Consider the following 26,289-nt stretch of genomic DNA (forward strand, 5'->3'; position numbering starts at 1 on the left):
GGTGAGGACGCCGCCCCTTATCTCCGGTGACCGGGCCGTGGCCCGGTCACCTGCCGGTTCTCAGCGCAGGCTGACGGGGAACTGGAGCATTCCGCGGACGATGAAGGAGCCGCGTCTGCGCACCGGTCCGGCCCGGCGGATCCCGGGGAGCCGGGCGGCGAGGGCGGCCAGCGCGGTCTCCGCTTCCATGCGGGCCAGGGCGGCGCCGAGGCAGAAGTGGATGCCCGCCGAGAAGGCCAGGTTCTCCGGTCCCGGGTCCCGGGTGATGTCGAACCTTCCGGGGTCGGGATAGGCCTCCGGGTCCCGGTTGGCGCCGCCTGCGCAGATCGCCACTTCCTCGCCCGCGGCGATCGTTTCGCCTTCCAGTTGGAGGTCGGTGTGCGCGATCCGGCGGTACTGCTGCACGGAGGGGTCGTAGCGCAGGGTTTCGCGTACGGCGGCGGGGGCCAGTGACGGGTCGGCGGCCAGCATGTCCCACTGCCCGGGGTGTTCGAGGAGTGCCAGGAGCCCGTTGCCGATGAGGTTGACGGTGGTCTCGGTACCGGCCAGCGGCAGGAACATGCACAGCGGGACCATCTCGTCCATGGTCATCCGGCCGTCCTCGACCGCCGGGAGCAGATCGCTGATCAAGTCCTCGCGCGGGTCGGCCCGCCGTTCGGCGATGATCTCCTGGAACAGCGCCGTCATCTCCGCGATGGCCGCCACCACGCCCCGCGCGGCCGGGGCGGTGGCCACGCCGTCGAGCAGGTAGGCCATGCGGCGGCTGAGCCGGAAGAACAGCTGGCGGTGGTGGGGCGGGATGCCGACCAGGTCGCCGATCACCCGCAGCGGGAGCTGCTGGGCGAAGGCCCGCATGAAGTTGACCTGGCCGCGCCCCGCGAGCATTTCGTCGATGAGTTCGTCGGTGAACCGTTCGACGTGCGGCTGCCAGTAGGCGAGCCGGCGCGGGTTCAGCGAGGGGGTGGCGAGCTTGCGCAGCCGTGTGTGGTCGGGCGGGTCCAGTCCGAGCATCGAGTTGTCGAACGGCATGAACTCGGGGGGTTTCTCGCCTTGGGGGGTACGGACGCCGAAGCGCCGGTCCCTCAGGATCTGGTTGGCGAGGCGGTGGCTGGTGGTCGTCCAGACACCGACCGCGCTGCGGTGGAGCGTGCCGCGCTCGCGGAGCTGCTCGTAGAGCGGATAGGGATCGTCCGGTACCAGCAGGATCGAGGCGTACGGGTCGCCGTCCGCGGCCGCTGTGCGCAGGGCTTCCTGTACCACGGTCGCCTGGTAGTGGGCTTTGTGCTCCGCCTCGAGCTCCGACATGCCCTCACCCCCCGCGTCGGGCAGTCCCTCTGCACCGGCCGTCACCCTATGAGAGAGCGCCCCCCTAGCCTCAACCCCTAACCGGCGCGTGCGGCGGGGGTGTGGCGGGCGGAGGGCGGCGGGCTGTCGTCGCGGGCCAAGTCCGCTCTTCCTGTGCCGCGGCGGCCGGTGGTCGCCGTCCGGCCCGGCTGCTGGGCGGCGGGTGCTGCGAGCCGTACGGGGTGCGCCCCGGGGTGCCCTGTGAGCGTCGGGCGGTTCCCGCGCGGCGGTCGGGCGGACACCGGGCGTCAGCGTCCCTTGCGCGGCGCTGTGGTGGTGTCCGGCGGGGTTGTCCTGCGGGACCGGGCGCCGGGACTCGGCCGGCAAGTTAGGGGTTCTCCGTGTCTCGGCGGCCCCCATAGCCTGTGGGGCAGACACCGGCTGTGCGAGACAGGGGGCTGTGTGACGGCTCCGGAGCCGGTGTCCGTGTACGCGTCGGCCGGGGTCTTCGGCCGGAGAGGCGGGCACGCGGATCTCCCGCCCCGCAGGCACGGCAACCACCGACGTAGAGGGATGGACGGCATGAGCGTTCTCTACGACCCGAACGATCCCGCCCTTGCCGCCGACAGGTTCGCCTACTACAAGCGGCTGCGCGAGGCGGATCCGGTGCACGAGATCGCATCGGGTTACTGGCTGCTCACCCGGTACGACGACGTGGAGGCGCTGCTGCGCTCCCCGCACTCCTCCAGCGCGTTCCCCAAGGACCCGGGCTGGGCGATGAGCCGGGGTGGGCCGACCTGTCCGGCCATGCGCAGTGTCAGCAAGTGGCTGCTGCTGCAGGACGGGGCCGAGCACCGCCGGCTGCGCAAACTGATCGCGCGGGTGTTCACGCCGCGCTACATCGACCGTCTGCGGCCGCGTATCGGGGAGATCGTCGATGATCTGCTCGACAGCATGGGTGAGGGCGAGGTCGACCTGATCCGGGACCTGGCGCTGCCGATGCCTGTCACGGTGGTCGGGGAGCTGCTGGGGATTCCCGTCGAGGACCGGGCGCGGTGCCGTGACTGGACCGACAAGGTGGGTTACATCCTGGATCCCGATGTGACGCCCCGCAGGCGTATCGCCATGAACAAGGCGGAGCCGGAGTTCCGCGCGTACCTGCTGGACCTGATGGCCTCCCGGCGCGGTGCGGACCCGGACAACGACCTGTTGTCGGTGCTGATGACGGCGGAGGGCAACGAGCAGCTCACCGAGGAGGAGGTTGTCGCCAACATCCTGCTCATCTTCAACGCGGGTCACGAGACGACGGTCAACCTGATCGGCAACGGGATGCTGGCTCTGCTGCAGCAGCCCGAGGCGCTGGAGGCGCTTCGGGCGGACCCGGGGCTGATGACGACGGCGGTGGATGAGCTGTCCCGGTTCGATCCGCCGGTGACCCTGTCCAGCCGGATCGCGACCGCGGAGATGGAGTTCGGCGGCAAGGTCATTCCGCCGGGTTCGCATGTGATCGGTTTCCTGGATGCCGCGGGCCGGGACCCGGAACGCTATCGCGACCCCGATCGGCTGGATCTGGGCCGTACCGAGCCGAAGACGCTGGCGTTCAGCGCCGGCCCGCACTTCTGCCTGGGCGCGGTGCTGGGGCGTCTGGAGGCGGCCACCGTGTTCTCGAAACTGCTGGAGCGGTATTCGAAGATCGAGCTGCTCCGCGAGGATCTGCCGGTGAACAAGCACTTCAACCTGCACGGGCTGCTGGAGCTTCCCCTGCGGCTCTCCCGCTGAGGGCCCGCATCCGCTGCGCGCCCGTACCCGGGCCGGGGTGCGGGCGCGCGGCGCTGTCCGGTTGGCACCGGCGGTATCTGCGGGATCAGAGGGTGCGCAGCGCTTCCCGCAGGGCCGCGATCACCTTGTCCTGCTGTTCCTCGCTGAGCGACGGGTACATCGGCAGGGAGAAGATCTCGTCCGCCAGTGCCTCGGTGACCGGCAGCGAGCCCTTGGCCTGCTCCAGGTGGGCGAACCCGTCCATGGTGTGCACCGGCCGGCGGTAGCTGACGGTGAGGTGGATGCCCTGGGGCTGGAGGGCCTCGATGACCGCGTCGCGGCGGGGGTGCCGTGCCACGTAGAGGTAGTAGACGTGGTCGTTGCCGGGTGTGACCGCGGGCAGGACCAGGTCGGTGTCGGCCAGCGCCTCGGTGTAGCGGGCCGCGATCCGGCGGCGGGCCTTGATGTAGCCGTCGAGCCGCCGCAGCTTGCGGCGCAGGATCTCGGCGTGCACCTCGTCGAGGCGGGCGTTGTGGGCAGGGGTCTGGATGACGTGGCGTTGCTGCTCCATACCGTAGTAGCGGAGTCTGCGCAGCGCGGTGTCGGTGTCGGCGTCGTCGGTGACCACCGCTCCTGCGTCGCCGTAGGCGCCGAGGACTTTCGTCGGGTAGAAGGAGAAGGCCGCGGCTCTGCCCGTGGTGCCGGCCGGCCGGCCGTTCTGCCGGGCGCCGTGCGACTGGGCGCAGTCCTCGAGGATCACCAGGTCGTGGCGGGCGGCGAGTTCTTCCAGGGCGGGGAGGTCGGCGCACTGACCGTAGAGGTGGACGGGCAGCAGGCAGCGGGTGCGTGGCGTGATCGCGGCCTCGACCTGGGCGATGTCCATCAGGTAGTCGTTCTCGCGGACATCGACGAGGACGGGGGTGGCTCCGGCCTGGTCGATGGCGATGACGGTGGGTGCGGCGGTGTTGGAAACCGTGATCACTTCATCGCCCGGTCCCACGCCCAGGGCGCGCAGTGCGAGAACGAGGGCGTTGGTGCCGTTGTCGACGCCGGCACAGTGCGCCGTCCCGAGGTAGGCGGCGAACTCCTCCTCGAAGCCGCTGACGGAGGGTCCGAGTATCAGCTGTCCGGAACGGAACACCTGGTCGACAGCGTCGAGGATGTCCTCACGCTCTGCCTCGTACTCGGCGAGGTAGTCCCATACGCGCGTGGTCATGGCCGTGTCTCTTCCTTCCGGGCCGGCAGGGCGGTCCGCCTCGTGGCCGGGGGTGGGCGGCGGCGAAGCCGGCCCCTGGGGGGCGCAGGGCCGCGTCCCTCCTTTCAGCCGGCGGTCCGGTGGCGGATGGTGAGATCCTCCAGGACGGGGACGATCTCGTTGGGTGAGGGCGCGGCGAGTACGTCCTTGCGGAGTGCGGCGGCTCCCTCGCGGAACGCCGGGTCCTCCAGCAGCCGCACGAGGCTGTCCCGGACCCGCTCGGGGGTGAGCTGATCGACGGGCAACGAGAGGCCCGCGCCGGACTGTTCCAGGAGGTCGCCTCGGACCAGGGTGTCCCAGAGGCCCGGCAGGATCATCTGGGGGACGCCGTAGTAGGCGGCGGTGGACTGTACGCCCGCGCCGCCGATGTGGATGACGGCTGAGCAGGTGGGCAGCAGGGCGTGCATGGGCACGAACTCCACGACGGTGGCGTTCTCCGGTGCCTGGTCCACCGACTCCCCGGGTCCCGGCCGCAGTGTGGCGATCAGGTCGATGTCCAGCCCGGTGAACGCCTGCAGGGCGCTGATGCCGAACATGTCGAATCCGAAGTAGCCGCGGACGGAGATGCCGGCGGTCACGGCGACGCGGGGTCTGGCGGGCTCGGCAGCCAGCCACGGGGCGAGCTCGGCCGGCCCGTTGTAGGGCACATACCGCACGCTGACGACGGGCAGGCCGTTGTCGATCCGGTGGCTGGGCGGGTTGGGGTCGATCGTCCACTGCCCGTTGGCAACAGTCTCGTCGTACGTGGCGCCGTGCCGGGCGAGGGACTCGGTGAGCCACTCCCGCAGCGGATCCACCCGCTGGTCCTCGGGGCGCTCGGCGAGCCGGGCCAGGAAGTCGTTGCGGGAGCGGGTGACGACGTCGGCTCCCCACAGCATGCGGGCGTGTGCGGCGCCGGTGACCCGGGCGGCGACGGCGCCGGCCCAGGAGAACTGCTCCCACACGATCAGATCGGGCTGCCACGACCGGGAGTACTCGACCAGTGCGTCGAGGAACTCGTCGTTGTTGATGGTGCGGAAATACCGGGAGGTCGTCTCGTCGAAGAACCGCAGGAGTTCGTCGTGCCCCAGGTCCGCGGAGTGTGTCACGGCCTCGGCGACCCGGGCCGGCCAGCCTTCGTCCTGGTTGGCCTCCATGACCTGCTTCCACCGGTGGTCGGACCCCAGCGGGACAGCCGTGAGCCCCGCCTCGGTGACGGCCTGCGCCATGTCCGGCTGGGTGGCGGTGCGGACCTCGTGGCCTGCTGTGCGCAGCGCCCAGGCCAGCGGCACCATGCTGAAAAAGTGCGTCTTCTCCGCATGCGCGACGAAGAGTATGCGCATTGTCGTCCTCCAGGCGGGCCCGCCGACGGAAACGGTCCGGACTCGTTTCTCATGCTCGGTTCACGCTGAGAACCTAGGGACTGCCGTGAACGGGGAACAACCCCTACCTCCCCTACAACCTGACCGGCGCCACCCCAGTGTCCGGTTTCGCCGGCGCCGTGTCCGCCCGGTCCGTGGTTTCCTGACCGCCCGTCGGCCGGACCGCCCCGAAGCTACTTTCGGGTAGGAAATGGGATGGTGTTTTCTCCATTCTGTGGAAGCCTCCGGTCCGCACCCGGCATTCCGGCGTATTCGGCCTGGCGTTCACCTCGATTCCTCCGGAGGGATACCGGCCGGTCCGTGAACGGCCGGCTGCCCGATATGTTTTGAAACCGCCCTGCCCCCGGGGTGCCGCCCGGGAAGTCCTGCCCGGCGGCGGGTTTCGTTCACGTTCTCCCGCGGGTGAGCGGCCCGGTGCCCCGCGCCCGCCGGGGGGGGCGGTCGCGTTCCCCGGTGTGCGGGCGCATCGGTCTTTTCGGCTCCGTGTAGGGGCTGCGCCATTTCAATATAGGGGTGATCAGGAATGGGACGGAGAGGTGGCCGGACGTATGCTTCTTGCGTTCTTCTGCCGCGGGGGCGCTGCCATACCGGTGTCCCGGCCTGTGTTTGATGTGAGGCCGGGTGACGGAACTCGACGCCGTTGGTCTCTTCATCATTCGTGCTCATGCCGAAGCGTGCCGGCCGCCCGGTTATCCGGGGCGGAAGCGGTACCCGATCGCCGGTGAGGGGGGATTTTGCCGTCGCGAGGTGAGGTACGGCCAGTCTTTTCACCAGCGCCCCCATCGCCCGTCACGGGCTTTTCCCGGCGACCGGCGTCGCTGACGCGGCCGGTACGTGTGCGTGCGCGGGGCCCGGTCCGGTCCCGGACTGCCCGGCGGGGGCGCCGTCCCCTCCCCTGCCGCGCCCGGTGCGCCGCCGGCGGCGGACCCTCCCCCGCCCGCCGGTCTCCCCCGCCCGCCAGGCCTCTCCCGTCGCCCGGTCGCTCCCGCCGGTGCGGGTGCGGGTGCGGGTCGTGCGGGCCGCGTCCGGGCATCCGTGCGTCACCGCGAGGGCGGCCGTGATCCTGCCTCACGTTCTTCCGTCCGGGCCCGTCGGGCCGTGCCGCCGCACGGCCGGGGCGGCAGGACGGCCTCAAGCGGCTCCGGCACGTCCGGCGGCTTTCCGGCACCAGGACAACAAGGAGACCTGACCCATGGCCACTGTTCTCGACGGCGTCCGCCCGGACGGCGGGACACCGACCCTGACCGGGCTGCTGCGCCTGCGCGGTGAGCGGCAGCCCGACGACACCGCCTACGTCTTCCTCCACAACGGCGAGGACCCCCAGGAGTCCCTCACCTACGGCGAGCTCGCCGGTGCGGTGGATGTCCGGGCCCGGTGGTTCGCCGCCCGGGGCATGAGCGGGCAGAGCGCCGTGCTCATGTATCCGCCGGGGCTGGAGTTCATCGTCACGCTCCTGGGGTGCATGGGGTCCGGGGTGGCCGCGGCGCCCGTCCAGACGCCGCGCCACCTCAAGGACGTGGAGCGCATCCGCCGCATCGCGCGGGACTCCGGAGCAACGGCCGTGCTCACCGAGACCTCGCTCAGAGGCGAGCTGGAGGACCTGTTCGGGGACCTGGAGGACCTGCTGGGCCTCACGGTCCTGGACACGGCCGGCCTCCCCGCGGCGGGGGGCGGCGTGCCGGGGCCGTCCGGGCCGGTCCCCGCCCCCGGCCCGGACGACGTGGCCCTGCTCCAGTACACCTCGGGCTCCACCGGCGACCCCAAGGGTGTCGTCGTCACCCACGCCAACTTCCTCGCCAACGTCGCCGAGACGGATGCCCTGTGGCCGTGCGCGCCCGAAGGCACCGTGGTCAGCTGGCTGCCTCTCTTCCACGACATGGGCATGCTGTTCGGGGTCGTCATGCCGCTGTGGGCCGGTATCCCCTCGTACCTGATGGCACCCGCCGCCTTCATCCGCCGGCCCGCCCGCTGGCTGGAGGCGATCGCCCGGTTCCGGGCCACCCACTCCGCGGCGCCCAGCTTCGCGTACGAGATGTGCGCGCGGGCGGCGGCGGAGGGGAAGGCCGACGGGGTCGGTGACCTCTCCTCGTGGCGGGTGGCGGCCAACGGCGCCGAACCCGTGCGCTGGCGTGCGATCAGGGACTTCACCGAGGCGTTCGCGCCGCACGGCTTCCGGCCCGAAGCCATGTGCCCGGGATACGGGCTCGCCGAGAACACCCTGAAGGTCACCGGCAGCGGCCAGGACCGCGAACCGACGGCCGTGTGGCTGTCCTCGGCGGCGCTGGGGGAAGGCCGCGTGGAGATCGTCGATGCGCGGACACCCGGCGCCGTCCCGGTCACCAGCAGCGGCCGCACCGTCGCGGGCACCGAGGTGCGGATCGTGGATCCCGGCACGTCACGCGCCTGCCCGCCGGACGTCATCGGCGAGATCTGGGTCAGCGGACCGTGCGTGGCGGCGGAGTACTGGGGGCGTCCGGAAGCGAGCGCGGAGACCTTCGGCGCACGGATGAGGGACGCCGACGGGCGCCCCGGGGACGGGCGGACCTACCTGCGCACCGGGGACCTGGGCTTCCTGCACGCCGGTGAACTGCATGTCGCCGGCCGCTTCAAGGACCTGATCATCCACCAGGGCCGCAACTACTACCCCCAGGACGTCGAACTGTCCGCGGAGAGATCCGCGGACGGCCTGCACCCCAACTGCGCTGTCGCGTTCGCCGTCGAACGCGACGGGAAAGAACGCCTGGTGGTCGTCGTCGAGGCCGACGGCCGGACGGTGCGCGCTCACGGCACGGAGAGCCTGCGTGAACGGGTCGTCCGCGCGGTCCACGACCACCACCGTCTGACGGCCGACACCGTCCTGCTCGTCCGCAGGGGCGCGATACCGAAGACCTCCAGCGGCAAAGTGCAACGCCGCGCCTGCCGCACGCTGTACGAGGAGGGCGAGCTGACCGACCTCGCGGCCCTGCCGGCGGGCCGGTGACGGGCGGGCGGCCCGCGTGCGCCGGCTGAGGCCCCCCGGGGTGCGGCCGGGACGCGGCTGCGGGACGGGGAGCGCACGTCCGGCAGCGGGGTGAGGAGCCGGGTGTCCCGCGCGGGACACCCGGCAGCAACGTGCGCGCCGCGGGCCCGCGGCGGCCGGGATGCGGACAACGGCAGCCGCAGCGGCAGCGGCAGCGGCAGCGAGCGGAAGGACCGTGGCGAGGACGCCCGCACGCGGGGATTTTCGGGGCGAGGCGTGACTCGCGACGGTGCGAGCGGCGCACAGAGAACCGCGGAACGGTGCCGCGGGGCGGTATTCCGCGGAGGGCAACGGCTTTTCCCGCCCCGGAATCGGGCCGGTGAACGGCTTCCCGTCCACCGAGGACCACAGCGGTGCGTGCGGGATGAACTGGCGGCTGTTCACGGGAACGGAAGCGGCGGTTAGAAGTTGTTTTCGATCTCGGAGCGTCTGAGGTGTGACTGAGCGCGATAGCTGGCCCTTGATCGCGCCAGCTGGCCGCAGAGCGCGCGATGGCCCGCTTGACGTCGTCCTGAGTGATCTGACGAGGCGTAGGCCGGGAGTGGGCGACTTGGCACCTGGCCGCCCCGGGCCTCGTGGGGCTCGGCATGTCACGCCCACCCTGGACCGGACCAGGCCACCGAGGCCGCACTGGTCCTGCCGGTAGCCCTGAACTCTGTCGTTTGCCCGTCCTGATGTACGACTTCGCCTGGCCGGTGACTGGCGTGCAAGGGCCTCCCCCTCGCGCACCGTACGGGCTGGCCAGAGCACGGGGAACGACACGATGAGCCTGGACTCCGATGTGCAGGATGTCCTGGCTGCGGAAGCTGCCAGGCCGATCATGATGCAAGGTCATTCCGCACCCATCGCTCCGATTGCCGTCACCACGTCCGGCGGGTCGACATCTCGGCCGAGCGGAACCCCTGCTGCCCGCTGGTCTGGACAGCGACGGAATCGCCAGCCGGCCGATGTACTGCTCAGACCCCTCCTGCCGTGCCTTGACCGGACGTCCGACCCGCGGCTCTCCGCCGGTGGGTCACGATCATTGTCCGAGGTGACCGGTTGACATATTTCGTACCGGTGTGAGGCTGGAGGAGGCAGGGTTGCGCCGCCGAGTCACGTAGAACTGGCAATGCTCATGGGGTCCAGTCACCCACCAGTTCGTGGCGGCGACAGATGAACTTAGTCCCTGGCCCGCAGGGGTATAGCTCCGGGACGCGAAGTGAGGCGATCGAATGGACCGGGTTCCAGAGGTGGCCGTGGTCGGGGCCGGCATCGTCGGACTCTGCACCGCCTACGCACTAGCTGAACGCGGAACGGCGGTGCGGGTCTACGAGAGCGGCGTTCCAGGCCACGGGCAATCCGGTGGCCAGTCCCGCATATTCCGCCACGCGCACGACGACGCCCGCCTGGTGGAATTCACCCGGGAGGCCCGCGCCGTTTGGGACGAGTGGGCCGACCGGTTGGGCGCCGAACTGGTCTCCCGGGACGGAGTGGTCGCACTGGGCAGTACCGTTCCTGGGAAACTGCGCATTCTGCAGGATGCCGGCATACCGGCCCGCACGGCGGACAGCGCCGAGCTTCACGCGCGCATGCCGCTACTCGCCGACTACCGCGGTCCCGCGATGCTCGATGAGGGCGGCGGTGCCATCCGCACCCGTGCCGCGGTCGAGCGGCTGGCCGATGCGCTGGGTGACTCGCTGGTCACCGACGAAGTCATCTCGCTGTATCCGACGGGCCGCGGCACGGTGGAGGTGGTCAGTAGCGTCGGCCGCGAAGAGTACGCGACGGCCGTGGTGTGCACGGGCGTTTGCACCGCGCGGCTGGCGCGCAACGTGGGGCTTTCGCTGCCGGTACAGCCGGCAGCCCACGTCCGTCTCACCTTCCAGGTCAGGGGAGCGCCCCCGGAACGGGTCGCCTGCCTGCAGGACAGCAGCGGCGACTTCGGCGAGGTCGGTGTCTACGCCGCCCCCTATCCGGGAAACAGCCGGTATGCGGTGGGCCTCAGCCAAACGGTCGAGGTGCGCGAGGACGGCAGCTTCGCGGACGCCGAAGCCTTGACGGCACTCAGTGACCGCGCCCGCGCGTACGTCTCCCGCGCATTGCCCGGCCTTGACCCCGAGCCCGTCGAGCGCCTCAACTGCTGGGTGACAAGCCTGCCGTGGAGTGAGGACGGCATGGCGGTCTGGGAAGCCGAGAGAATCTTCTTCGCCGCCGGGCACAACCTGTTCAAACAGGCACCTCGACTGGGACGGGCACTGGCCTGCGCGGCCATGGGCGGTGAACTCGAGGAGAACCTGCGGCCGGCGGCAGCACTTGGCCAGCCCCGCTGAAAGCCCCAGCAGTCGGCGCATTGTGCTCCGACGACGTTGGTAGCTACGTCGGTGATCGCGGTGCCATCCGATGCGCGATCGTGGTGCTGTTGGCGGTTAGCAGTTTTTGGCTACCGTTACATCCAGGAGGAGCCATGGCGGATCTGCGGACGGTCGTCCTTCCTTGCGGGGTTGCGGTCACGGTGCTCGGTCAGGGCACCTGGGGGATGGGGGAGGATGCCGGGCGCCGCGCGGCCGAGGTGTCGGCCCTGCGCGCCGGGCTGGACCTGGGGATGACCCTCGTCGACACCGCGGAGATGTACGGGGACGGCGCGGCGGAGGAAGTGGTTGCCGAGGCGGTGGCCGGACGGCGGGACGAGGTTTTCCTGGTCAGCAAGGTCCTCCCCTCCCATGCGGACGCCGGTGGAGTGGCCGAGGCATGCCGGGGGAGCCTGCGTCGTCTGCGCACGGACCGGATCGATCTGTACCTGCTGCACTGGCGTGGAGCCGTGCCGCTGGAGGAGACGATCGAGGCGTTCGAGTCCCTGGTGCGGGAGGGTGCCATCCGCTCCTGGGGGGTGAGCAACCTGGATGTGGATGATCTCGCGGACCTGCCGCCCGGAGCCGGGCCGCAGACCGACCAGGTGCTGTACAACCTCAGCCGTCGAGGGCCTGAGTACAGTCTGCTGCCTAGGTGCCGTGAACTGTCGATCCCCGTCATGGCGTACTCGCCGGTCGAGCAGGGCCGTCTGCTCGGCCACACGGCGTTGCGGGACGTGGCAGCCGCCCACGGTGCGACGCCCGCGCAGATCGCCCTGGCCTGGGTCCTGCGGCACGAGGACGTCATCGCGATCCCGAAGGCGTCCTCCCGCGCGCACGTCGAGGAGAACAGAGCGGCTCTGGAGGTGGACCTGACCGCCGAGGACCTCGCGACCCTGGACCGGGCGTTCCCGCCGCCGGGGAGCAAACGGCCGCTGGAGATGCTGTGACACCCCTGCAGCGCGCCCGACCGGGCTCCGCCAGGAGCCGGGTGGCCCGACCTCACCGATGGCGGCAGAGGGCGTCGTACTGTTCCTGCAAAACGCGGGCGTTTTCCACAACGCCCTGGACATCGCCGAGATCGTCCGCCAGGTGGGCACAGCGATCGCTGGCACACGGTGACGATCAACCGTCCCCCGAACGAAGTCTCTGCGAACGGACGGCTCCCCGAGCCCCCGAGGGCTACCAGGACGTCGACCAGCGCGACAACGGCTGGACCAAGGTCCTGCTCCACCCCGACTGCGGCTGAAGCGCTGGCCCATAACCCCGGAAACGACGTCAAGAAGGAGCTCGCACCATGACCAGCATCGAGAGCATCTCCCTTCAGGACGCTCGGCGGGTTATCGACGCGGGAGAGAAACGAGCGCAGGAGCTCGGGCAGCCGAGCAACATCGCCGTGGTCGACGCCGGCGGCAACCTCGTCGCCCATGCCCGCATGGACGACGCATGGCTCGGCAGCGTCGACATCTCCATCAACAAGGCCTTCACCGCCCGCGCCTTCGACATCAGCACCGCCGACCTCGCCGCGAACGCCGCTCCCGGGCAGCAGTTCTACGGCATCAGCGGCTCCAACCAGGGCCGCGTGATGATCTTCGCCGGCGGCCTGCCGCTCCACCGCAACGGACAGGTGGTGGGCGCCGTCGGGGTGAGCGGAGGGTCAGGGGACCAAGACCAGAGCGTCGCTCAGGCGGCTGCCGCAGGCTTGTAACCCCCGCGTATCCCGCCCGCCCGCGTCCCGCACCGCGCAGGAGAGCACAGGAGTCGTGCGAAAGCCGCGTAGGAGAGCAGAGGAGTCGTCATGACGGGCAAATGCGGGTGTGCCGCCACCTCGGCCGACGTTGATGATGATCTTCGTTTGTGGCATCCCGCTCCCCCACGACGGCCAGGTCCTGGGGCTCGGTAGGAGTGATGGGGGGCAGCGGCGAGCAAGATCAGACGGTCGCCGAGGCGGCCATAGCGGCGTTCTGATGATCGCGGCGACGCGAACCAAGGAAAAGGAAGAGGAGAGACCCAAGATGGCAACACAGGTCAGCAAAGCACTTCTGGTACGCCTCGAAGCACTGCCCGGCAGGGAGGACGACGTCCAGGACTTCTTGAACCAGGGGCTGTCGATCGTCGAGGGGGAACCCAAGACCGTCAGGTGGTTCGGAATCCAGTTCGGACCCTCGTCGTTCGGAATCTTCGACGCCTTTCCCGACGACGACGGACGCCAGGCGCATCTGTCGGGCGAGGTCGCGCAAGCGCTCGCTGAGAACACGGGTGAGCTCTTCGAGGAGCCCACGATCGAGCAGATCGATGTCCTCGTGGAGAAGCCGCCCGCCTAGAGCAGGTGCTGCCCGCGGGGCGGCGTGGTCAGCCGTAGCTGTCGCGGATAGTTGGTGGAGAGCCAGGGCTTGGTTGACGTTCTGGTGGGGCGGTGCCGGATGTGGGGAGTCCGACGAGGGCTTCAGGGTGGGGCGAAGGGCTGGGGGCCGTGCCACTGGAGGAGGACGGTGGTGGCGTCGTCGCAGAGGTGTCCGTGGTGGCTGTGCATGAGGCGGCGCAGAGTCTCGGGGAGGGGCACGCCTTCATCGAGGTGGCCGGTGAGGGAGGCAAGGAAGCGGTCGAGGCCGAATTCCTGGCGGTTCGGGAGCGGGTTCAGTGATGCCGTCGACGACGTATCGGATCGCGTCGACGATTTCGCGACGGGAGTGCTTCTCCGGCAGGCCACCGCGAGCCGTGTCGCAGGCCGCCGGCGGCAGCAGCGGTTCGACCAGAGCCCAGTGGCATCAGTGGTATCCGACGGATAGCGAGGATGACGCATGACGGCCGCCCCAGCGATGTGACGGAGGCCGTCCGATCGGCGACGGACGGTCCCCTTGCGGACAAGATCTCCGGGACCGGCTATGAAATCGAGGGTCGCTCAAAAGAGTTGAGCTGGGCGACGATGTGATTGACCAGCTTGTGGTTCGGCTGGACGGCGGCGTCCGAGGCGACGGTCCCCGTGATGAACCGGCGGAACTCGTTGAGCTTCTGCGAGACGACAGCCCGCTCATATGCCTCCAGCCCGGTCAGCGCCGAGCCGGTAGCCGACCTCGCGAGTCCAGATCAGCGGCGGCCAGCGGCCTCGTCCTTCAACGCTCCGAGACCGGATCTGACCTGGTAGGCGGACAGGTCCCTCGCGCGGACGAACTGGCCGAAGCCCAGCCCGGCCGGGCGGTCTTCGAGGAGCACGAAGCGGACGGTGTCACCGCGGCGTCTGGCCGCATCTCCCTTCCTGCCGTGGTTTGTCGTGGGCCGGGCAGGCCGGGTTCCCGGCGCGTCACCGGCCAAGCGAGACAACTTGCACCTTTTGACGTGTCTTGTGAGGGTGAGACAGTGGGAGTGGTGAGGTCGTTCCGTGGGTGACGTGCCCACCAGACATGGGGACGGGCCAGGCCAACCAGGCTGATCGAGCAGGGCAAGGACCAAGGTCCTCCTCCCCGACGGCAGCTGAGCGGAGGGCACGGACCCGAACCGGTCCTCCGCCGATCACCGGAAGGAAGAGCACCATGACCAACGAACTGCACGGCAGCAAGGTCGCCATCCTGGCCACCGACGGCGTGGAGCGCGTCGAGCTCGAAGAACCTCTCGGCGCACTGCTGGGCGCCGGAGCACAGGCCGAACTCCTCTCCCTCCACACCGGCGAAATCAACGCGCGCCAGATGGACATCAACCCGGCCGGAACCTTCACCGTGGACAAGAAGGTCGCCGACGCACGCGTGAGCGACTACGACGCGCTCCTGCTGCCCGGCGGCACCATGAACCCCGATCAACTGCGAACCGACCCCGACGCCGTCGCCTTCGTGAGGGAGTTCGTGGAGACCGGCAAACCCGTTGCCACCATCTGCCACGGACCCTGGACCCTGGCAGAGGCTGACGTGCTGCACGGTCGCCGCCTCACCTCCTGGCCCAGCATTCGTACTGACCTGCGCAACGCCGGCGCCGAGGTCGTCGACGAGGAGGTCGTGATCGACCGCCAGTTGATCTCCAGCCGCGGCCCGCAGGACCTCCCCGCCTTCTGCGCGGCGATCATCGAACACTTCGCCAACGCACCGCAACCCGCCTGATCGGCAGAAGACGCGCTTGACCGGGCGCGTGGCACGCAGCGTTAGTGCGATGGCACGCAAGAGGGTGTGGCGCTGGCCTGCATACCTCGGGTGTAGCCCTACGTTTAGGAAAGCCGACGTCGCAAAGTCGCCCAAATGACCGCCGACACTCACTCGGCCGAGTCACCGTGAATCAGCAGAGGAGATCGTCATGGCAAGCAGCAACCGCGCTGTCACCTTTCAAAACCCGAAAGACATGCGCGTCGAGTCGCTCGACTTCCCGAAGCTTCAGATGCCGAACGGGAAGAAGGCCCCGCACGGAGTCATCCTCAGGATCGTCGCCACCAACATCTGCGGGAGCGACCTGCACATCTACCGCGGGTCCTTCCCCGTGCCCCAGGGCATGGTGATGGGGCACGAGATGACCGGGGAGGTCATCGAGGTCGGCCCCGACGTCGAGTTCCTCAGTGAGGGCGACCTCGTCTCCGTCCCGTTCAACGTCGCCTGCGGCCGATGCCGCAACTGCAGGGCGCGCCGGACCGAAGTCTGCGAGACCACGAACCCCAAGGTGTCCTGCGGAGCGTACGGCTTCAACCTGGGCGACTGGACCGGCGGCCAGGCCGAGTACCTGTTCGTCCCGTACGCCGACTTCCAGCTCCTGCGCTTCCCGGACAGGGACCAGGCCATGGCGAAGATCCGTGACCTGGCGCTGCTCTCGGACATCCTGCCCACCGCGTTCCACGGTCTCATGGAGGCCGGTGCCAAGCCGGGCTCGACCGTGTACATCGCCGGCGCCGGCCCGGTCGGCCGCTGCGGCGCAGCAGCGGCGCGGCTCCTCGGGGCGTCCTGCATCATCGTGGGCGACTACCACAAGGACCGCTTGGAGCTGGTGAAGAAGAACGGCTGCGAGACGATCGACCTGAGCCAGGACGCAGCGCTCACCGACCAGATCGAGGCCATCCTGGGCGAACCCATGGTCGACTGCGCAGTTGACTACGTCGGCACTGAGGCACACGGCATCGGGCGTGAGGCCGAGGACATGGACCCGGCCTACGCCCTCAACCAGGTGCTCGACGCCACCCGCGCGGGCGGGGCCACCGGAGTCATCGGCGTCTACGGCGCCGACCCGCTCGCGAAGTCGAAGGCCGAGCAGGAGGGAACGTACCCGCTCGACTTCGGCAAGGCCTGGATCAAGTCGCCGCGGATCGCCGCCGGGCAGGCACCGATCATGCACTACAACCGCGAGCTGATGATGGCGATCCTGTGGGACCGCCTGCCCTACCTGAGTGCCATGCTCAACACGAAGGTGATCAGCCTCGACGACGCCCCCGACGCCTACGCGACCTTCGACACAGGAGTGTCCGAAAAGTTCATCATCGACCCCCACGGCCTCATTCCCGCCTGAGGCCCGCCCTCATCCGTCCCTGCGAACTCATAAGCGACGGCGTAGTGGGCAGTCCGTCACCCCCGACAACGCGACGGACTGCCCAGGTGCCCCAGGGGACGGTTGGTACACGCTGACGCCGTAGGCGCTCAGCGCATCAGCCATCGGTTGGAAGAAGGTCGTGCCGCCGCAGCGCAGTCGCCGACCGCGACAGGTGGGCGGGAGGTGTGGGCGGCGCTGTGCCTCGCGCCAGTGCAGGACTCCTGGTAGAAGACGTTGCCGGAGCGGGCGGCCGTTATCCGCCGAGCTGACTGGGGTCCATGCTTTCTTGGACAGCGCTTCATCGTCGGTCGTCGGTACGGCGGGAGACGCGATTGCGACTGCTGTATCTCAAGCGCCGCACCGACTGTGTTACTAAACGCCGACTCGTTGCGCTGGCGCCGGTTCTGCCGTACCCCGGTGGCGCAGCGGACCGCGGACGGTGGATGAGCTCGGACACGACGGGCGTGCAAGCACACTGGCCCTCCTCGACCTCATGGCTGACCGCTACCGGTGCTCCGGACCCGAAAAGAGCTTGCGGTCTCTCGGGCCAGCGGCACGTTCACCCGGCCAGCCAAGGCGCAGGCTGCGGACCGTGCTTCCTCCACCCAGATGCCCCTGGCGGTCCTTGATCAGCAGCCTTCGACCTGTACGCGTGGCCCGGCCCGGAGCCGGGCGAATAACCAGTTCAGGCGCACGTACTGGGCTTGCTGGCCCAGGCGGAGCCCGCCCCGTTGCGGGTCAGACGCTTGGTCATCAGCGTGATCGCCGCCCAGGTGATCAGTGTTTCGGAGTGCTGGACGAGCCGTTCGTAGTCCCTCGCGGCCGGCGAGCGTTCATCATCCATGCCAGCGAGCGTTCAACGACCCAGCGGCGGGGCAGCAGGACGAACCCGGAGGAGTCCTTCGGGCGGGAAACGGTCTTGATCGTGAGGTTCAGATGCTTCTTCGCCCAGGTAATGAGCTTGCCCGCGTAGGCGCGGTCGGCCCAGACGATGGTGATCTCGGGGTGCATGAGACGGAGACGGAAGAGGACTTCCTTGGCCGCGGCGGAGTCATGCAGATCGGCCGGGGTGACCATGACCAGCAGCGGCAGGCCGCGGGTGTCGACCACGAGATGCCGTTTGCGGCCATTGATCTTTTTGCCTGCATCGTAACCGCGGGAGTCCTTGCCGACGGTCGATGCCGCTTTGACTGACTGCGAGTCGATGATCGTCGCGACGGCTCTGGGGCCTTTGCCCACCTCGCGGCGGATCCGCTGGGTCAGGGCGTCACGGATCTGACCGGTGACACCGCGGGCAGCCCAGCGGGCCATGAACCCCCAAACGGTCCTCCAGGGGGGGAAGTCCGCGGGTAGGGCCCTCCACTTGCAGCCGGTGTCCACGACATATCGAATCGCGTCAACGATCTCGCGCCGGGGGTGCTTCTCCGGCCGGCCGCCGCGGGCGGTGTCGCAGGCCGGCAGCGGCAGCAGCGGTTCGATCAGGGCCCACTCGTCATCCGTCATGTCCGACGGATAGCGGCGCTGACGCACTTCCCCTCCCGTCTGTGACCTGCTGCGGGGCCGGCCGGCTTCGCCGGTCGGCCCCGTGGATCGGTCAGGCGCTGGCGATGAGGTCGAGGGTGGATTCGATGGAGTTGAGCTGGGCGACGATGTGCCGTACCCACTTGTCGTTCGGGTGGGCGGCGGCGTGCGGGGCGACCGTGCCGGTGATGAACCGCCGGAACTGGGTCAGCTTCTCGCCCACGACCTGCCGCTCGTAGGCTTCGAGCGCGGCCCGCTCCGCTCCGAGCTGGTAGCCGTCGAGACGGTTCCAGATCAGCGGAGGCCAGCCCTTGGACGCGGCCTCGTCCTTCAGCGCGGCCAGGCCGGAGCGGACCTGGTGCGGGGAGAGCGCGCTCGCACGGACCAGCTGGTGAAACTCCAGCCCGGCCGGGCGGGCCTCGAACAGAACGAAGCGGACGGTGTCCGCGTGCCGTCTGGCCGCGTCCCCTTTGCGCCGGGAGGCGCGGGGCACGACTACTCGCCCCGCAGGATCGCCGCGAGCTCGTCGTCCATGTCGACCTTGCCGGTGTCGACCGCCGTTTCGATCCAGTCCAGAGTCGCTTTCACCTTGGCTACGTTCTGGTGGACGATGGTGCGTTCGTCCTCCGACAGTTGGCGGTCGCGCAGGCCGGGGACGGTCCGGCCAGCTGCGGCGACGAACGCGTGGAAGGCGGTCACCAGGTCAAGGAACTCCACCGCCCGGTCGATGTTGCGGACTGCCGGGGCGACGGGGTTCGTGCGCTCGAAGTGGTCAAGGGCTTGCCGACTGCGCTCGGCCTGGGCAGAGTTGACCTGGAAGCGGGCGGTGTCATCGCTCATCGCCTTGAACGCGACGTCCGGCCTGCGGAGCAGGCTGGTCGCGGCGGTCGTCGCGACCTGCTCGTCGCGGGTGAATTCCTCCACCACCCGGACCTTGTCCTCCGAGGACACCTTGGCCGCGACCTGGGGACGCTTCAGGAAGTCGGTGGTCACCGCAGCCGCGACCTCGGCGTCCCGGGCCAGCGAGTGGATCGCGGTAACCTTCTCCTGCGGGGTGATGGGCGTCTCGACCTGCTGGCCGACCTGTCGATTGGCGTCGTCCTTGGTCCAGCGGGCCTTTCCCTCCGGGAGCGTCAGGATCGTCGCGAACCGCCTCTCCTCGTCCTCGATACTCGCCAGCGACCGGTGGACCGTGTAGGACGCGAGCTCGGGACGGCGTCGTTCCTTCGGCCACCGCGACGCCACCCACCTGGCCGTCTTCACCGTGGAGAACCTCAGGCCGATGTCCTCGGCCAGGCGCGTCAGCGATTCCTCGACCGTGTACTCGCTGTCCCCGGTTTCGCCGCCCCGCTGCCGCATCGGTTCGACCTCCAGGGCCCGGTCCCCGATCGTGAACTGGCCGCGGGTCTGCTGTTCAACGACGTCCCGCAGCTCGGCCACGATCTGCTCGTAGCGAGACTGGCTGACGGCGCCGATGGTCTCGTTCTCCTCGGACATGGCTTTCACCATCCAAGTGCGCTCCCAGGCGCGGCACTTCGGGCCGTGACAGGACAAGGACCGCATCTGTTTCCGAGAGTCAGACCGTAAATACGAAGATCGCAAGGAATGACCGCAATTGACCGTTCCGTGAACGAAACTGGTCCAAGGATGTGTTCGCTCAGTGGTCACTGTGCACGATCCGCGTACGGATCCTTCCGCTTCCGCCAGGCCCCCACGACGCAGCGCCGCGAGCAGAACCGGGCGTCCGAACGACGGTCGACACCCGCCACCCAGCGGGCCCCGCACTCGGGGCACTCGACCAGGCCGACCTTGTCCCGGACAGCTGCCAACCGCTTCCGCAGCCGCTGTTCCTTGCGCCACTGCCTGGAACGACAGACCGACGAGCAGAACACCGCCTCGGGCCGGGCGTCCGGCCTCAGCCGTTCACCACAAGCCCGACAGTCCCTCACTCTGGCCCTCTCGGCACCCTCAGACACCGGTCCAGGCTAGGGGGCAAATCTACCCAGAACCTTGGATCGGAAACAGCTACTTATACGGGAAGGAAGGTGGCCGGGACGGCAGGCGGCGTCACAGCGGAATGTTTCCGTGTTTGCGTTCCGGGCGCGCCTGCCGTTTGTTCCGCAGGCTCGCCAGCGCCCTGGCGACCTCGATCCGGGTGCGGGAGGGCGGGATGACCATGTCGACGTAGCCGTGCGCGGCAGCCTCGTAGGGGTTGCCGAACCTGCGCCGGTAGTCGTCGATGAGGCTGCTCTTGAGCGCCGCGCGCTCCTCGGGCGGGGCGGCGGCCAGCTCGCGGCGGTGCAGGATGGGCACGGCGCTCCTGGCGCCCATCACGGCGATCTCGGCGGTGGGCCAGGCCATCACGCGGTCGGCGCCGATCTGCCGGGAACCCATCACCGCGTACCCGCCGCCGTAGGCCTTGCGGGTGATGACGGTGACCTTGGGGACGGTGGACTCGGCGTAGGCGTAGAAGAGTTTGATGCCTCGGCGGATGATGCCCTGGTGCTCCTGCTCGACGCCGGGGAGGTAGCCGGGGACGTCCATGAAGGTGAGGACGGGAATGCTGAAGGCGTCGCAGAAGCGGATGAAGCGGGCGGCTTTCTCGGAGGCGTCGATGTCCAGCACACCGGCGAGGTGGCTGGGCTGGTTGGCGACGACGGCCACCGAGTGCCCCTCGATACGGCCGAGCGCGCAGATGATGTTGCGGGCGAAGTCCGGTTGGATCTCGAGGCAGTCGCCGTCGTCGAGGACCGCGGCGATGACGTCGGTCATGTCGTACACCTGCTGCTCGCTGTCGGGGATGACCGAGTCGAGGGCCAGGTCCTGTCCGGTGATGCCGGAATCGCAGTCGTGGTCGTAGACCGGGGGGGTGTCCAGGTTGTTGGACGGCAGGTAGCCGAGGAGGGTCTGCACCCAGGATATGGCGTCCTGCTCGTCGTCGCCGAGGTAGTGCGCGTTGCCGGAGACCCGGGCGTGGACGGCGGGACCGCCGAGTTGTTCGGCGGTCACCTTTTCGCCCGTGACGGCGGAGACGACCTCGGGGCCGGTGACGAACATGTAGGAGATGTCCTTGACCATGACGGTGAAATCGGTCATGGCCGGCGAGTAGACCGAACCGCCCGCGCAGGGGCCCATGATGAGCGAGATCTGCGGGATCACACCGGAGGAATGAACGTTGCGGACGCCCAGTTCGGTGTAGTAGGCGATTGACCTGACGCCTTCCTGGATGCGGGCGCCGCCGGAGTCGTTGATGCCGATGACGGGGCAGCCGACGCTCATGGCGAAGTCGTAGATCTTCATGACCTTGCTGCCGAAGGCCTCGCCCATGCTGCCGCCGAGGGTGGTGAAGTCGTGGGAGAAGACGCACACCTGGCGCCCGTCGACGGTGCCGTGGCCGGTCACCACCCCGTCGCCGTAGGGGCGGGGAATGCCTCCTTCGACGGTCCGGTGACGCACGAACTCGTCGAGTTCGACGAACGAGCCGGGGTCGAGCAGCAGGTCGATGCGCGCGCGGGCGGTGAGCTTGCCCTTGGTGTGCTGCCGGTCCGCGGCCTTCTTCTCGGCGAGGAGGACGGCCTCCTCGTGCCGGGCGGCCAGATCGGCGATGCGGTCGGCCGTGGACGTGGGGGACTCCTCGACCGGTGAGACAGGCTCCTGGAGCGACATACCAGCCCTACCTTCCAAACATGACGACCCCTGCCTGCGATCCTCCTGGAAGCGGGCCGCCGGCATCACCCCTAATCTAATCGCCCGCCCGTGCCCCTAGTAGCGCTGGGTCATGTGCCGTCTGTCCGGAGGACTTCGCGGCAGAGATGTCCGAGCCGTTCGCGCGGGCGGATCAGCACCGGTGGGGCGGGGTCTGTCTGCGGGGTCTGCCGCTGGACGGCGGGCGCGAGCCGGTGGAGCCGGTGGCCGCCCGCCCGGGCGAGGACGGCAACCGGCAGGCGTTGGCCCGCTTCGTCACTTCCAGCCCGTGGGACGCGGCGCATGTGCGGGCCCGGTCGGCCTGGCGCATGCAGCCGGTCGCCGGCCCACGGCTCCGGCTCATCGATGACACCGGGTTCCTCGAGGACGGGGACGCATCGGCGTGCGTGGCCCGGCAGTGCACCGGCACCACGGGCAAGGCAGCCAACTGCCGGGCCGGAGTCTCCCTGCACCTGGCTTCCAACGGCGCCTGGACTGCGGTCAACCGGCGCCTGTTCCTGCCCGGGAGCCGGGATCCCGCCTCACCGAAGGCCGATCCCGCCGCAGCGGCCCGCCGTGACAAGTGCGCCCTCCCTGCCCGGGTGGGCCATGCCGAGAAGCGGCGGCCGGCCCTCGGCATGATCGACAGGACGCGGTCCCGGGGCATCGAGGTGCCCCGGGTCATCGCCGACCGCGGCTACGGTCACACCGCCGCCTTCCGGTCCGGCCCGGAGGAACGCGGACCCGGCCACGTCAGGCCCTCGGCCCGGCCACGTCGAAGGCCGAACCTGGCCAGGCCGGCACCACCACGTCACCCCCGCCCCGGCCGCCCACCTTCTGCACCCTCCAGCGACCGAGCCGGTCCCCGAAAGAGACGGCGTCGGCCTGAGCCTCGACCGCGTCGTCCGCGAGCTGCAACTGCTCCTCGCGCCCCGGACCGGGGCCTGCCCCCGCCTGTCACCGCGGCATGCCGGAGCCCGCACCGGCATGACCAAGCCCTGCCGGCTGCCGTCAAACGGCCGTCGTCGCCCGAAGGGCGGCCGGGCGGCGCACGGTGCGCCCGCTTCGCGGAAGGGAGGGCACGGCACGGCCCTTCCCGCCGAACCACCGCATCGCCGCCGTGCGGTGCGCACGGCCGCCGGGTGCCCGCACCGGGGCGGGCACCCGGCGGGCCACTCTGCCGGAAAACAAACAAACGCCCCGAGAACATCGCCGAACATAAAAACTCAAAACGTGTAAAGGTTAAATTTCAATCCGAGTCGGCGCGGATATACGGTCGGCTGCGGCAGCACGTCTGCCAGGGGCTTCGCGGGGCTGCCGCGGCATCTTGTCGGCAACTCGCCGCAGCATCGGCCATGTTGTTAGCCGGTGCCGTTGTGGCCCGGCTGGTACTTGTGAAAGATTTACCAACACTTGCCCTTGTCGAGGGCAAGTGCGGTTCGAAACAGTTTGGAAGGGCCACCGCACACACGGCCCGGGGGAAACCCCTGTACGCGCTCGGACACGTGCGAACGGGGGCGGCACGGAAGCTGTGCCGGCCAGTGCCTGGCGACCCCCGTTCGGAACTGCTAGCGGGGAGGCAGACGCCAGTCATGCTGGTCCATCGAGACGAACAACTGGCCCATCTACACTGGGCTTTCCGTACCTGTGAGAAACACGGACACGGACAGGTGGTGCTGGTCACCGGCGCTGTGGGAAGCGGTAAGACCCAGGTTCTGGAGACCTTCGGGGAGTGGGCCGCCAACGCCGGCGGGCAGGTGCTGAGCGCCGCCGGGTCGCGGGCCGAGCAGGGGCTCCATTTCGGAGTGCTCGGACAGCTCCTGCACAGCGCGCGGGTCAGACCTGAGGAGATCGGGCAGGTCGAGGAGCTGATACGCGAGGTCGCGCTGTCGGTGCCCGCGTCGGACGCAGGGCGCGACACGGCGGCCGAGATATTAACGGAGTCCCTGACGGCGGACGGGCTCTGGGCACCGCTGCTGCGGACCGCCTTCGACACGTTCCTGGCACTGGCCGGGCGGGGGCCCCTGGTACTGGCGGTCGACGACCTCCAGCACGCGGACGCCGCCTCGCTGCACTGTCTGCTGTACGTCACCCGCAGACTGAGAAACGCACGCATCATGGTGGTGCTCTCGGAGGCGACCACGCTCCATCCGGCGCATCCGCTGTTCCACGCGGAACTGCGCAGCCTGCCGCGCTTCGCCCGCGTCAGCCTGCCGCTGCTGACCCTCGACTCCTTCTCCCGGCTGCTCGGCAGCAAGGCCGGGGTGCTCGACGTACGCGGCGACAAGGCCGGGGCACAGGACATACGCGAGGAGGCCAGGCGGATCCTGCGGGTGACCGGCGGCAATCCGCTGCTGACCCAGGCGCTGTTCCACGAACAGGCGAACCGCGAGACCGACAGCGCCCCCTCGACCGGAGCGAGAGCCGGCGGCACCTTCGACCGGGCCGTGCTCGACTGCCTCTACCGCCACGAGCCGGCCGTACGCCGGGTGGCGCAGGCCCTCGCCGTGCTGAACGGCCCGGCCTCGCAGGACCTGCTCGGCCAGCTGCTCGACGTCCTGCCCGACTCCATCGTGCCCGCCGTCCGGGCCCTGCAGGGCGCGGGGCTCATCAGCACCGGCCAGCTGCGCCATCCGCGGATCCTGCACGCGGTGCGCTGCGACATCCCGGCCGAGGAACGCCGCCGGCTGCACCAGCGGGCGGCCGAGATGCTGCACGAGAACGGCGCGGAGGCGAGCGTGGTCGCCGAGCACCTGGTCGCCTCCGCGTGGACGGACGGCGCCTGGGTGGCACCCGTCCTCAGGGACGCCGCGGCGCACGCACTGTCCTCCGGCCGCCCCGACCACGCCGCCGCGTGTCTGCGCCTGGGCATCCGGGCCGAGACCGACGAGGGCCGGCGCAACTCGCTGGCCGCGATGATGATCACCGCCCGCTGGCAGGTCAACCCCCTGGCGGTGAACGGTCAGGTGAGCCGGCTCGTGGAAGCGGCACGGACCGACGAATCGGTTCCTTCCACAGCGCTGGCCGCGGTCCCGTACCTGCTGTGGCAAGGACGGGCGGAAGAAGCGGCCGAGGCGATCAGCGGCTGCGGCGCGGACGACCACGGCCCCGCGTCGGACGAACTGCGCCTGAACCGCCTCCTGCTCGCCCTGTCCCATCCGGACCACCTCAGGACGGTACGGGAGGATCCGGGCTCCTGGATACGGGCGGCGGCAGCGCAGCACCCCGGCAGTCCGCAGCTGCAGGCCGTATCGGTGCTCGGCAACGCGCTGATGCCGGCCGACGGTGCGGACACGGTGGCCGCCGCGGAACAGCTGCTGGAGCAGCACCATCCGGACAGCGGCTCCCTGGGCCTGCTGACCGCCCCCCTCCTGGCACTGCTGTGCGCCGGCCGCTCCGACCGGGTCGCGGTCTGGGGCGGACGGCTGCTCGCCCGGCCGGGCCTCCAGCACACACCGGCCTGGCGGGGCGTCGTGCGGGCGATCCACGCGGAAGCGGCACTGCGCCTGGGAGACCTGGACGTGGCGGAACGGGGCGCGCGGTCGGCCCTGGAGGATCTGCCCGCACCGGCGTGGGGCGTCGCCGTCGGTGGCCCGCTGGGCACGCTGATCACCTGCACGACCGAGAGCGGCCGGCTGTTCGAGGCCGACCGCTGGCTGCGCCGACCGGTGCCGGCCGGCGTCTTCCGCACCCCGGTGGGCGCGCACTACCTGATCGCCCGGGGCCGGCACCACCTGGCCGTGGGACAGCACCAGGCCGCCTCCACCGATCTGCACCGGTGCGGTGAACTGGTCCGTTCCTGGGGCATCGACGTGGCCGCACTGTTTCCCTGGCGCCTGGAACTGGCCCGCGTACAGCTCGGCCTCGGCAACGGAACACACGCCGCGCAGCTGCTGCAGGAACAGCTCCAGGTCTCCCACGGACTGGACGACCGCACCCGGGGCCGGGCACTGCGGCTCCTGGCCTCCACGGCCGGCCCGGACCACCGGCGCAAGCTGCTGTCCAAAGCGGTGACCGTGCTGCAGTCGTGCCGCGACCAGCACGAGCTGGCCCACGCCCTGTCCGACACGGGCCAGACACTCCCCCGGGCCGGCGACCCCACACCTGCCCGGCTGTTCGTCCGCCGCGCCGGCCTGCCGGCCCGGACCCCGGCACTGCCCCAGCGGACGGAAGAACACAGCGCACCCGGCACGGCGTCGACGGCGGACGCACCCCCCGATCCGGCTCAGGACGGCTTCGAGGCCCTGGACCCGGACAGCCTCCTGAGCGAGGCCGAGCGCCGGGTCGCCGTACTGGCCGCCCGGGGACGCACCAACCGGCAGATCTCCAACGAGCTCTACATCACGGTGAGCACGGTGGAACAACACCTCACCCGGGTATACCGCAAGCTCGACGTCAAGAGCCGCACAGACCTCCCGAACCGGCTCCTGGCACTGGCCGAGCCGATGGCATGAACCAGCCTGCCCGCAGGCCCGGCCGGCAGACACCGGGCCGACCCACACCCACCGCCCCCGCCCTCTGTCCCGGAAGGAGAAACCCGGCGCTCTCTGTCCCGGAAGGAGAAACCCGACCCGCGGCGGGCAC

Annotated in this window: 16 protein-coding genes and 4 pseudogenes; 11 read left to right on the top strand and 9 right to left on the bottom strand. The window is 69.9% G+C overall.

Annotation, left to right across the window (positions count from 1 at the left end):
- Nucleotides 1-60: 60 nt before the first annotated feature.
- On the bottom strand, nt 61-1,305 hold the full coding sequence (locus IE140_RS25350; protein WP_167533591.1) for a cytochrome P450: 1,245 nt from the start codon (nt 1,303-1,305) through the stop codon (nt 61-63).
- 561 nt (nt 1,306-1,866) lie between these two features.
- Here IE140_RS25350 and IE140_RS25355 point away from each other — a divergent pair.
- Nucleotides 1,867-3,063: a cytochrome P450 gene (locus IE140_RS25355; RefSeq protein ID WP_167533592.1), complete on the top strand. Its 1,197-nt coding sequence runs from the start codon at nt 1,867-1,869 to the stop codon at nt 3,061-3,063.
- Nucleotides 3,064-3,148: 85 nt separating this feature from the next.
- On the opposite strand, the gene IE140_RS25360 is transcribed toward IE140_RS25355, so the two are convergent.
- Nucleotides 3,149-4,258, bottom strand: coding sequence for a DegT/DnrJ/EryC1/StrS family aminotransferase (locus IE140_RS25360; RefSeq protein ID WP_150197941.1), 1,110 nt, complete (start codon nt 4,256-4,258; stop codon nt 3,149-3,151).
- A 104-nt stretch (nt 4,259-4,362) separates the two neighbouring features.
- The gene (locus IE140_RS25365; RefSeq protein WP_189460730.1) at nt 4,363-5,619 is read right to left on the bottom strand and encodes an activator-dependent family glycosyltransferase; all 1,257 of its coding nucleotides are present in this window, start codon (nt 5,617-5,619) and stop codon (nt 4,363-4,365) included.
- A 1,231-nt stretch (nt 5,620-6,850) separates the two neighbouring features.
- Between IE140_RS25365 and IE140_RS25370 the strand changes: the two genes are divergently transcribed.
- From IE140_RS25370 to IE140_RS25395, 6 genes are all read left to right on the top strand, one after another.
- Complete coding sequence (locus IE140_RS25370; protein ID WP_150193610.1) at nt 6,851-8,638, top strand: fatty acyl-AMP ligase; 1,788 nt, start codon at nt 6,851-6,853, stop codon at nt 8,636-8,638.
- Nucleotides 8,639-9,891: 1,253 nt separating this feature from the next.
- Nucleotides 9,892-10,989 carry an NAD(P)/FAD-dependent oxidoreductase gene (locus tag IE140_RS25375; RefSeq protein WP_150193611.1) on the top strand — a complete coding sequence of 366 codons (1,098 nt, stop codon included), beginning with the start codon at nt 9,892-9,894 and terminating at the stop codon, nt 10,987-10,989.
- Between the two features lie 134 nt (nt 10,990-11,123).
- Entirely contained in the window at nt 11,124-11,957 is an 834-nt protein-coding gene (locus IE140_RS25380; protein WP_150193612.1) for an aldo/keto reductase, read from the top strand.
- A 347-nt stretch (nt 11,958-12,304) separates the two neighbouring features.
- Entirely contained in the window at nt 12,305-12,715 is a 411-nt protein-coding gene (locus IE140_RS25385) for a GlcG/HbpS family heme-binding protein (protein ID WP_037766100.1), read from the top strand.
- Between the two features lie 307 nt (nt 12,716-13,022).
- Nucleotides 13,023-13,331, top strand: a complete 309-nt coding sequence (locus tag IE140_RS25390; protein WP_007389165.1) for a putative quinol monooxygenase — start codon at nt 13,023-13,025, stop codon at nt 13,329-13,331.
- Between the two features lie 149 nt (nt 13,332-13,480).
- Complete coding sequence (locus IE140_RS25395; protein ID WP_167533446.1) at nt 13,481-13,651, top strand: hypothetical protein; 171 nt, start codon at nt 13,481-13,483, stop codon at nt 13,649-13,651.
- Nucleotides 13,652-13,655: 4 nt separating this feature from the next.
- On the opposite strand, the pseudogene IE140_RS25400 reads toward IE140_RS25395, so the two are convergent.
- Both IE140_RS25400 and IE140_RS25405 read right to left on the bottom strand, forming a co-directional pair.
- Nucleotides 13,656-13,810: pseudogene (locus tag IE140_RS25400) on the bottom strand (transposase); the annotation flags it as partial.
- Between the two features lie 72 nt (nt 13,811-13,882).
- Nucleotides 13,883-14,319, bottom strand: a pseudogene (locus IE140_RS25405) (hypothetical protein); the annotation flags it as partial.
- A 218-nt stretch (nt 14,320-14,537) separates the two neighbouring features.
- Here IE140_RS25405 and IE140_RS25410 point away from each other — a divergent pair.
- Together IE140_RS25410 and IE140_RS25415 are read left to right on the top strand one after the other, a co-directional pair.
- Complete coding sequence (locus IE140_RS25410; protein WP_150193613.1) at nt 14,538-15,095, top strand: type 1 glutamine amidotransferase domain-containing protein; 558 nt, start codon at nt 14,538-14,540, stop codon at nt 15,093-15,095.
- 190 nt (nt 15,096-15,285) lie between these two features.
- Nucleotides 15,286-16,479 (top strand): alcohol dehydrogenase catalytic domain-containing protein, encoded by a 1,194-nt coding sequence (locus IE140_RS25415; RefSeq protein WP_150193614.1) that lies wholly within the window; start codon nt 15,286-15,288, stop codon nt 16,477-16,479.
- A 706-nt stretch (nt 16,480-17,185) separates the two neighbouring features.
- Here IE140_RS25415 and IE140_RS25420 read toward each other — a convergent pair.
- The 4 genes and pseudogenes from IE140_RS25420 to IE140_RS25435 form a co-directional block, all read right to left on the bottom strand.
- A pseudogene (locus tag IE140_RS25420) lies at nt 17,186-18,030 on the bottom strand (IS5 family transposase).
- Between the two features lie 64 nt (nt 18,031-18,094).
- Nucleotides 18,095-18,514, bottom strand: coding sequence for a hypothetical protein (locus IE140_RS25425; protein WP_019359427.1), 420 nt, complete (start codon nt 18,512-18,514; stop codon nt 18,095-18,097).
- A gap of 2 nt (nt 18,515-18,516) precedes the next feature.
- A complete protein-coding gene (locus IE140_RS25430; RefSeq protein ID WP_117350832.1) occupies nt 18,517-19,518 on the bottom strand; it encodes a DUF6192 family protein in 1,002 nt (333 codons plus the stop codon).
- Nucleotides 19,519-20,088: 570 nt separating this feature from the next.
- A complete protein-coding gene (locus tag IE140_RS25435) occupies nt 20,089-21,687 on the bottom strand; it encodes an acyl-CoA carboxylase subunit beta (RefSeq protein ID WP_109181291.1) in 1,599 nt (532 codons plus the stop codon).
- Nucleotides 21,688-21,833: 146 nt separating this feature from the next.
- Between IE140_RS25435 and IE140_RS36750 the strand changes: the two are divergent.
- Both IE140_RS36750 and IE140_RS25440 read left to right on the top strand, forming a co-directional pair.
- Nucleotides 21,834-22,541, top strand: a pseudogene (locus IE140_RS36750) (IS701 family transposase); the annotation flags it as partial.
- A gap of 756 nt (nt 22,542-23,297) precedes the next feature.
- Complete coding sequence (locus tag IE140_RS25440; RefSeq protein ID WP_167533450.1) at nt 23,298-26,159, top strand: helix-turn-helix transcriptional regulator; 2,862 nt, start codon at nt 23,298-23,300, stop codon at nt 26,157-26,159.
- The last annotated feature ends 130 nt before the right edge of the window (nt 26,160-26,289 follow it).

Source organism: Streptomyces parvus (genome assembly GCF_014648875.1).
In the GTDB taxonomy this organism is placed as follows: domain Bacteria; phylum Actinomycetota; class Actinomycetes; order Streptomycetales; family Streptomycetaceae; genus Streptomyces; species Streptomyces parvus.

What these genes read in the sequence shown, in the direction of transcription:
- IE140_RS25380 (WP_150193612.1), top strand. Translation starts at nt 11,124, where the DNA reads ATGGCGGATCTGCGGACGGTCGTCCTTCCTTGCGGGGTTGCGGTCACG.
- IE140_RS25350 (WP_167533591.1), bottom strand. Translation starts at nt 1,305, where the DNA reads ATGTCGGAGCTCGAGGCGGAGCACAAAGCCCACTACCAGGCGACCGTG.
- IE140_RS25355 (WP_167533592.1), top strand. Translation starts at nt 1,867, where the DNA reads ATGAGCGTTCTCTACGACCCGAACGATCCCGCCCTTGCCGCCGACAGG.
- IE140_RS25375 (WP_150193611.1), top strand. Translation starts at nt 9,892, where the DNA reads ATGGACCGGGTTCCAGAGGTGGCCGTGGTCGGGGCCGGCATCGTCGGA.
- IE140_RS25360 (WP_150197941.1), bottom strand. Translation starts at nt 4,258, where the DNA reads ATGACCACGCGCGTATGGGACTACCTCGCCGAGTACGAGGCAGAGCGT.
- IE140_RS25390 (WP_007389165.1), top strand. Translation starts at nt 13,023, where the DNA reads ATGGCAACACAGGTCAGCAAAGCACTTCTGGTACGCCTCGAAGCACTG.
- IE140_RS25435 (WP_109181291.1), bottom strand. Translation starts at nt 21,687, where the DNA reads ATGTCGCTCCAGGAGCCTGTCTCACCGGTCGAGGAGTCCCCCACGTCC.
- IE140_RS25385 (WP_037766100.1), top strand. Translation starts at nt 12,305, where the DNA reads ATGACCAGCATCGAGAGCATCTCCCTTCAGGACGCTCGGCGGGTTATC.
- IE140_RS25410 (WP_150193613.1), top strand. Translation starts at nt 14,538, where the DNA reads ATGACCAACGAACTGCACGGCAGCAAGGTCGCCATCCTGGCCACCGAC.
- IE140_RS25430 (WP_117350832.1), bottom strand. Translation starts at nt 19,518, where the DNA reads ATGTCCGAGGAGAACGAGACCATCGGCGCCGTCAGCCAGTCTCGCTAC.
- IE140_RS25370 (WP_150193610.1), top strand. Translation starts at nt 6,851, where the DNA reads ATGGCCACTGTTCTCGACGGCGTCCGCCCGGACGGCGGGACACCGACC.
- IE140_RS25415 (WP_150193614.1), top strand. Translation starts at nt 15,286, where the DNA reads ATGGCAAGCAGCAACCGCGCTGTCACCTTTCAAAACCCGAAAGACATG.
- IE140_RS25365 (WP_189460730.1), bottom strand. Translation starts at nt 5,619, where the DNA reads ATGCGCATACTCTTCGTCGCGCATGCGGAGAAGACGCACTTTTTCAGC.
- IE140_RS25440 (WP_167533450.1), top strand. Translation starts at nt 23,298, where the DNA reads ATGCTGGTCCATCGAGACGAACAACTGGCCCATCTACACTGGGCTTTC.